Below are 824 nucleotides of genomic sequence, written 5' to 3' on the forward strand. Positions count from 1 at the left end.
TCAGCCCTTGATGGCGCCGGTGAGCATGCCCTTCTTGAAGTGGCGCTGGACGAAGGGGGAGGCAACCGCGACGGGGATCAGTGCGAGGACCATGACGGCCATCTGGAGTCCGAGTGCGGAGAGTTGACCGGTGCGGACCGCCTGCTGGAGGCCGGTCGGTGCCTCGGTGTTCTTCTGCACCAGCTGGATGAGCACGTTCTGTAGCGGCATCATCTGCTGATCGGTGAGGTAGATGGAGGCGTTGAACCAGGCGCTCCAGTACCCGACCGCGTAGAACAGGGAGATGACGGCCAGCACCGCCCGGGACAGCGGCAGGATGATGGTCAGCAGGATCCGCAGGTCACCGGCCCCGTCGATCCGTGCGGACTCGGTGAGTTCGGGCGAGATCCCCATGAAGAAGGCCCGCAGCACCAGGATGTTGAAGACACTGACCGCGCTGGGCAGGATCAGCGACAGATAGGTGTCGGTCAGCCCCAGCGACTGCACCAGAAGGTACGTCGGGATGAGCCCGGCGCCGAAGAACATCGTCGCCATCATGGTCATCAGGAAGAACCGGTGCCCCAGACTCCCCGGCCTGGACAGGCCGTAGGCCGCGAGCACCGACACCGCCATGGAGAACAGCGTGCCGACGAGTGTGACCCCGACCGAGACCATGATCGCCCGGCTGACCTGGCCGCCGCTGAGCAGTTCGGTGTAGTTGACGAAGGTGATGCCCTGGGGGATCACGACCAGGCCACCGACCCGGTCGATCACCGGCTTCGGGGAGAGGCTGGTGACGACCACGATCCACAGCGGTCCGAGGACCCCCAGACAGCACAGGGCCA

The 824-nt window shown here is 65.3% G+C and carries 1 protein-coding gene; it reads right to left on the reverse strand.

The annotated features are described in order from the left end of the window. Positions 1-819 (reverse strand): carbohydrate ABC transporter permease, encoded by an 819-nt coding sequence (locus KUM44_RS35055; protein WP_254390576.1) that lies wholly within the window; start codon positions 817-819, stop codon positions 1-3. Positions 820-824 lie beyond the last annotated feature (5 nt).

Origin of the sequence: Streptomyces sp. AC550_RSS872 (assembly GCF_019049285.1) — a bacterium.
Taxonomy (GTDB): Bacteria; Actinomycetota; Actinomycetes; order Streptomycetales; family Streptomycetaceae; genus Streptomyces.